4 protein-coding genes are annotated in these 5,976 nt (G+C 70.4%); 3 read left to right on the top strand and 1 reads right to left on the bottom strand.

The genetic code is table 11. The features are described from left to right. Positions 1-268: 268 nt before the first annotated feature. Positions 269-1,906, top strand: coding sequence for an FMN-binding glutamate synthase family protein (locus tag VI238_RS06330; protein ID WP_331649605.1), 1,638 nt, complete (start codon positions 269-271; stop codon positions 1,904-1,906). Between the two features lie 45 nt (positions 1,907-1,951). On the opposite strand, the gene VI238_RS06325 is transcribed toward VI238_RS06330, so the two are convergent. Next, complete coding sequence (locus VI238_RS06325; protein WP_331649603.1) at positions 1,952-2,359, bottom strand: hypothetical protein; 408 nt, start codon at positions 2,357-2,359, stop codon at positions 1,952-1,954. Positions 2,360-3,014: 655 nt separating this feature from the next. Between VI238_RS06325 and VI238_RS06320 the strand changes: the two genes are divergently transcribed. Then, on the top strand, positions 3,015-4,496 hold the full coding sequence (locus VI238_RS06320) for a hypothetical protein (protein WP_331649601.1): 1,482 nt from the start codon (positions 3,015-3,017) through the stop codon (positions 4,494-4,496). A gap of 125 nt (positions 4,497-4,621) precedes the next feature. Next, positions 4,622-5,976: amino acid permease (locus VI238_RS06315; RefSeq protein ID WP_331649599.1), on the top strand; the 1,355-nt coding region annotated here is incomplete at its 3' end.

The following is a 5,976-nucleotide window of genomic DNA, read 5'->3' as shown; positions in this document are numbered from 1 at the left end:
CGCTGCCGTTTCATCCGCGATCGGCGCCGCACGAACGCGCGGCGCACGTTTCGGTGCTGCACCGTCGCCTTCGACCGCGGCCGGGCTGCGGCGCGTGCGCGGCTTCGTCGTCGTGGCGCCATCGCCGGCCTCGGTCGACGTGCGCCGGCGCGGCGGTTTGGGGCGCTCGCTGTCTTCCATCCCGCGAGTGTAGCCGCAATGGTGGCGGCCCGACCTCGGCTATGCTCGGGCGAGAGGCTGCGTCGCCGCGCGCCGATCAGGAGTCGCCATGGAATCGTGGTTGCCCTCGCGCTATCTTGCCTTGATCGCCTGCGCGCTCGTCTGCGCGCTCGCGTTCGCCGGATGGCACCTCGGCCTCGGCGTGCGCCTGCTCGCGATCGCGAGCGCGGTGCTCGTCGTCGTCGGCCTCGCCGACCTCGCGCAGAAGCGCTCGACCCTGAGGCGCAACTACCCGCTGATCTGCCATGTGCGGTTCTTCTTCGAATACGTGCGGCCGATGCTGCGCCAGTACGTGGTCGAGTCCGACAACGAGGAGGTGCCGTTCTCGCACGTGCAGCGCGCAGTGGTGAAGCAGCGCGCCAAGAACGCACTCGACGTGCGCCCGTTCGGCAGCGAGCTCGACATGTACGCCGAGCGCTACGAATGGATCAACCACTCGATCCGACCGAGTCGCATCGATCGCCACGATTTCCGCATCGACATCGGGACGCAGTGCGCGACGCCGTATTCCGCCAGCGTGTTCAACATCTCGGCGATGAGCTTCGGCGCGATCTCGCCGAACGCGATCCGCGCGCTCAACGAAGGCGCGCGCCGCGGGCGCTTCTATCACGACACCGGCGAGGGCTCGCTGTCGTCCTATCACCGCGAGAACGGCGGTGACATCGTTTGGGAACTCGGTTCCGGCTACTTCGGCGCGTGCGAGCGCGCGGGCGTGTTCAGCGAGGCGCGCTTCGCCGAGAAGGCCGCGCTCGAACAGGTGAAGATGATCGAAATCAAGCTGTCGCAGGGCGCCAAGCCCGGCCACGGCGGCGTGCTGCCGGCGCCGAAGGTGAGCGCCGAGATCGCCGCGACGCGCGGCGTCGCGATGGGCGAAGACTGCATCTCGCCCGCGCGCCACTCGGCCTTCGACACGCCGGAAGGATTGTTGCGCTTCGTCGCGCGCCTGCGCGAGCTGTCGGGCGGCAAGCCGACCGGCTTCAAGCTCGCGATCGGCCATCCGTGGGAATGGTTCGGCATCGCCAAGGCGATGACGACGACCGGCATCCTGCCCGACTTCATCGTCGTCGACGGTGGCGAGGGCGGCACCGGTGCGGCGCCACTCGAGTTCACCGACCACGTCGGCGCACCGTTGCGCGAAGCGCTCATGCTCGTGCACGACACGCTGGTCGGCCTCGACCTGCGCGAGCGCGTGCGCATCGGCGCGAGCGGCAAGGTGATCACCGCGGTCGACCTCGCGCGCACGCTCGCGATCGGCGCGGACTGGTGCAATGCGGCGCGCGGCTTCATGTTCGCGCTCGGCTGCATCCAGTCGCAGAGTTGCCACACCGACCGCTGCCCGACCGGGGTCGCGACGCAGGACCCGCGCCGCTGGAACAAGCTCGACGTACCGGACAAGGCCGCGCGCGTGGCCAACTTCCACGAGAACACGTTGCGGGCGCTGAAGGAGCTGCTGCAGGCGGCCGGGCTCGAGCATCCGTCGGAACTCGGGCCCGAGCACGTGATTCGGCGCGTGTCGCCGAACGAGGTGCGATCGCTCGCATCCCTGCATCGCTTCCTCGAGCCCGGCGAACTGCTCGCGAGCGTGCCCGAGCATGCGGTGTTCCAGCGCTTCTGGCACGAGGCGCGGCCCGATTCGTTCGCCCCGCCTGCCGACCTCAGCGCGCGTCGACGCAGCAAGTCGCGCTGATGGAGGAAACGCGGGAAGCCGCGCGGCTCCCCGCTTTCCACGTCGTCACTCGCGGTTCGTGCGCGCCTGGCAGCGCTCGAGGTCGCGGTTCTCGATGCGCCAGATGCGGTCGGCGCCGCACAGCGAGACATCGCGCACGATGCACTCGTTATCGTCGTCGTCGACCATCTTGACGTCGTACTTGTCGCAGCGGATTCCGGTCAGCGTGAATGTGCCGTCCGGATGCACCGAATGGTGGCCGAGCTGGTTCGGGCCCCACCGATCGCTGCCGATCGGTGCGAAGTACAGCTCCTGCAGCGACCAGCGCGACTGGTTGCGCAGTTCGACCTGCGCGTCCGATGGCCGATCGTCGCCCTTCATCTTCGCCTCGAGGTCGTCCTGCGCGAACGCGGGGGCGGCGGCGAGCGCGGCAACGAGGGCGAGAAGCGAGCTGCGGTGGACGGTGGCGTGCATGGGTACCTCCTCGACGATGTCGCTGGATACGACGCCCGGACTTCAGCACCACGCATCGACGCCGGGCAAGAAACGCGCGCTGAATGTTCAGTCGCCGGATAGCGGGACGCGGTTCAGCCCGCGGTGGACCGCGCCAGGCACGTTCGCGCCGGCGCGCCATCGCTGCGCCGGCGTCGAAGTACACTCGTCGCGGGGCATCGGGGGGCCGTCATGAAAGGCAGGCGCATCGGAACGGCGTTCGTCGCGGATGATCTGCACGGCGTTCGGCGCCGACGGCCGGCGCGTCCGGCGAAGATGCGCCGTGGGCCGGCACCGACGACGGACACGCGCGCCTGGACCGGCATGGCTGGCACGACGTCGTCGCGTACCTGCTTCGAAGGTCGCGCGCCATTCGCACTCGAAGTCGAGGACGCGGCGCGCGCTTATGGACCGCCTACCGCAGATCGCGCGCGCCGACGCGGCGCTCGATCGCGCCAAGTGCGAGCGCCGCGACTGCGCGATGCGCGTCGACGAGCGGGACGGCGAGGGCCGCCACCGAGCATGCGCGAGTGATCGCGCGCGACGTATCCGCGCGCCGCGGGGGCCTCGAATCGCCGAGGACCACCACGGCCACCCGGGGCGCGCCGTCGCCCCATTGCCACCTGGAGGCTACGCCATGACATGCATGCTCGCCGTGCCGCTTCGCCTTGCCGTGCTCGCGCTGGCGGGCTCGTTCTCGATCGCCGCACACGCGCAATGGTCGTCCGATCCGGCGAACAACCTCGTCGTCGGCGACGCCGCGGGCGGAACGACGCAACCGAAGGTCGTCGCGGCGCCGGACGGCGGCTTCTACGTGAGCTGGTTCGCCGATGCGAGCGGCTACGACGTGCGCCTGCAGCGCCTCGACGCGGGCGGCCACGCGCTCTGGGCGCACGACGGCGTACTCGTCGCCGATCGCGATTACGCCTTCACCTACGACTACGGCCTCGCCGTCGACGCCGCGGGCGACGCGTACGTTTCGTTCAACTGCTGCGCGAACGGTTCCAACGACGAACACATCGTCGTGAGCAAGGTGCTCGCCGATGGTGCGCTCGCATGGGGTGCCGACGGCGTCACCGTGTCGGCACCGGCGTCGACCGAAGGGGTTTACAACGCCTATGTGGCGTCGACGAGCGACGGCGACGTCGTCGTCGCCTGGTCGTCCGACGCCGGCGTGCGCGCGCAGAAGCTCGATCCGACGGGCACGGCGCGATGGGCTGCCCTCGGCGTGCTGCTCGACCAGCCGAGCGGACTCAAGCTGCTCGGCGGCGTGCAACCCGGCCTCGGCGGCGACGCGATCGTGTCGTGGTCGAACCAGAGCGGATCGACGCGCATCCTGCGCGCGCAGAAGCTCGCGGCCGCGGACGGTGCGCCGCTGTGGGGTGGCGGCAGCGCCGTGCGCGTGTTCGGCGCGGGCAACCTGCAGGCGGGCTACTACCCGCCGTTCCTCGCCGACGCTGCCGGCGGCGGCGTGTTCTGGGACTACGACGCGACCGGGCTCGCGTTCAACGCGCGCGTGCAGCACCTGGACGCGAACGGCAACGCTCTGCTCGACGCCGACGGCGTGCTCGCGACGACCGACACGACCCAGCAGCATTTCGGCACCGTCGCGAGCTGGAACGCCGCGAGCGGCAGCATCGACGTCGTCTGGAACGACTACTTCAACGACGGCACGCGCGACTATGACGGCGTCTCGGCGCAACGCATCGACGCGAGCGGCGCACGTCTCTGGGGCGACACGGGCAAGGTGCTCGTGCCGCTGGCCGATTCGACCGACGGCACCCACGTGATCTCGCAGCTGACCGCGCTGCCGATGGCCGACGGCATGCTCGCGGGATGGGTGACCGGCGCGATCCCGGCGGCGGACCAGCCGCTCACGGTCGCGCGCCTCGACGCCGCGGGCGACTACGTCTGGGCCGCGCAGTCGACCATGGTGAAGACGCAGCGCTACACCGGCCGCATGGACGCGGCGATCGGCGCCGGCGGTTTCGCGGTATACGCGTGGCAGGACGGCGGCAACGGCGACGACGCGACCGTTCGCGCGCAGAACCTCAATCCCGACGGCACGCTCGGCGCCGGCGCCGACGACACGATCTTCGTCGACGGCTTCGACGGTTGACGCGCGCGTCGCGCGCAAGGGTCGCCGGGCGCGCCGTTGCGCGCATGCCGGCTCGTGCTGCAGTGCGCTGAGCGCGGCCCGGCGTTGCGGCTATGATCGACGCTTCCGTCCAGGGGAAACGCCGCATGAGCCTGCTCGCGCAACTGACGCGTCACAAGCCGATCGAACAGCTGCAGGCCGAACTCGGCTCGCGGCGCGACTTCCGTCGCGTGCTCGGCGTCTGGCAGCTCACCGCGATCGGCCTCGGCGGCATCATCGGCGTCGGCATCTTCGTGCTCGCGGGGCAGCAGGCCGCGGCGAACGCCGGGCCGGCGGTCGCGCTGTCGTTCATCATCGCGGGCATCGCGAGCGCGGCCGCCGCGCTCTGTTACGCCGAGTTCGCGGGCCTCATACCGGTCACCGGCAGCGCCTACACGTACAGCTACGCGACGCTCGGCGAACTGATCGCCTGGCTCATCGGCTGGGACCTGCTGCTCGAATACGCGCTCATCGTCGCCGCGGTCGCGAGCGGCTGGTCCGGCTACGTGCTCAACCTGCTCGATGCGTTCGGGCTGCACGTGCCCGAGGCCTTGCGTGGCGCGCCGCACTCGGGCGACGGCCGCATGTTCAACCTGATCGGCGCGCTCGTCGCGATGGCGGTCGCCGTGCTGCTGACCCTGCGCACGGAGTGGGGCGCGCGCGCGAACACGCTCATCGTCGCGATCAAGGTCGTCGCCGTAGTGATCGTGATCGGCGTCGGCATGTTCCACGTCGATCCCGCCAACTGGCACCCGTTCGTGCCCGAGCGCATCGTCGGCGCGGACGGCGTCGGCCACTACGGCTGGCAGGGCGTCGTCACCGCGGCCGCGGTCGTGTTCTTCGCCGTGTTCGGCTACGACACGCTGACCACCGCGGCCGAGGAGGCGAAGGACCCGCAGCGCGACCTGCCACGCGCGATCCTGCTCTCGCTCGGCGTGTCGATGGCGCTCTACATCGCCATCACGCTCGTGCTCACCGGCATGGTGCCCTACACGCAGCTCGGCAACGACGCGCCGGTCGCGCACGCGTTCCAGACGCTCGGCATGAAGTGGATCGGCGCGGCCATCTCGGCCACTGCGATAGCGAGCATCCTCAGCGTGATCTTTGCGTTCATGCTCGCTGCGGCGCGCATCTGGTTCGCGCTGTCGCGCGACGGCCTGCTGCCGGCCTGGTTCGCGAAAGTGCATCCGCGGTACGGCACGCCGCACCGGCCGACCGTCGCGCTCGGCCTGTTCACGGCGCTCGTCGCCGGCCTGTTCCCACTCGGGGAAGTCGCCAAGCTCGTCAACATCGGCGTGCTGTCCGCGTTCATCGTGATCTGCAGCGCGGTGCTGATCCTGCGCCGGCGCAAGCCCGACCTGCCGCGCGCGTTCCGCACCCCATGGGTGCCGATCGTGCCGGTGGTCGGCATCGTGTTCTCGCTCTGGCTGCTGTCCGAACTCGCCGCGATCACCTGGGCGGT

Source organism: Dokdonella sp. (assembly GCF_036518555.1).
GTDB lineage: Bacteria > Pseudomonadota > Gammaproteobacteria > Xanthomonadales > Rhodanobacteraceae > Dokdonella_A.
Note: the sequence above shows the minus strand (reverse complement) of the source record. Positions and strands in the feature narration are given on the sequence as shown.

Excerpts from the sequence above, each read along its gene's own strand:
- VI238_RS06330 (WP_331649605.1), top strand. The coding sequence starts at position 269 with ATGGAATCGTGGTTGCCCTCGCGCTATCTTGCCTTGATCGCCTGCGCG.
- VI238_RS06325 (WP_331649603.1), bottom strand. The coding sequence starts at position 2,359 with ATGCACGCCACCGTCCACCGCAGCTCGCTTCTCGCCCTCGTTGCCGCG.
- VI238_RS06320 (WP_331649601.1), top strand. The coding sequence starts at position 3,015 with ATGACATGCATGCTCGCCGTGCCGCTTCGCCTTGCCGTGCTCGCGCTG.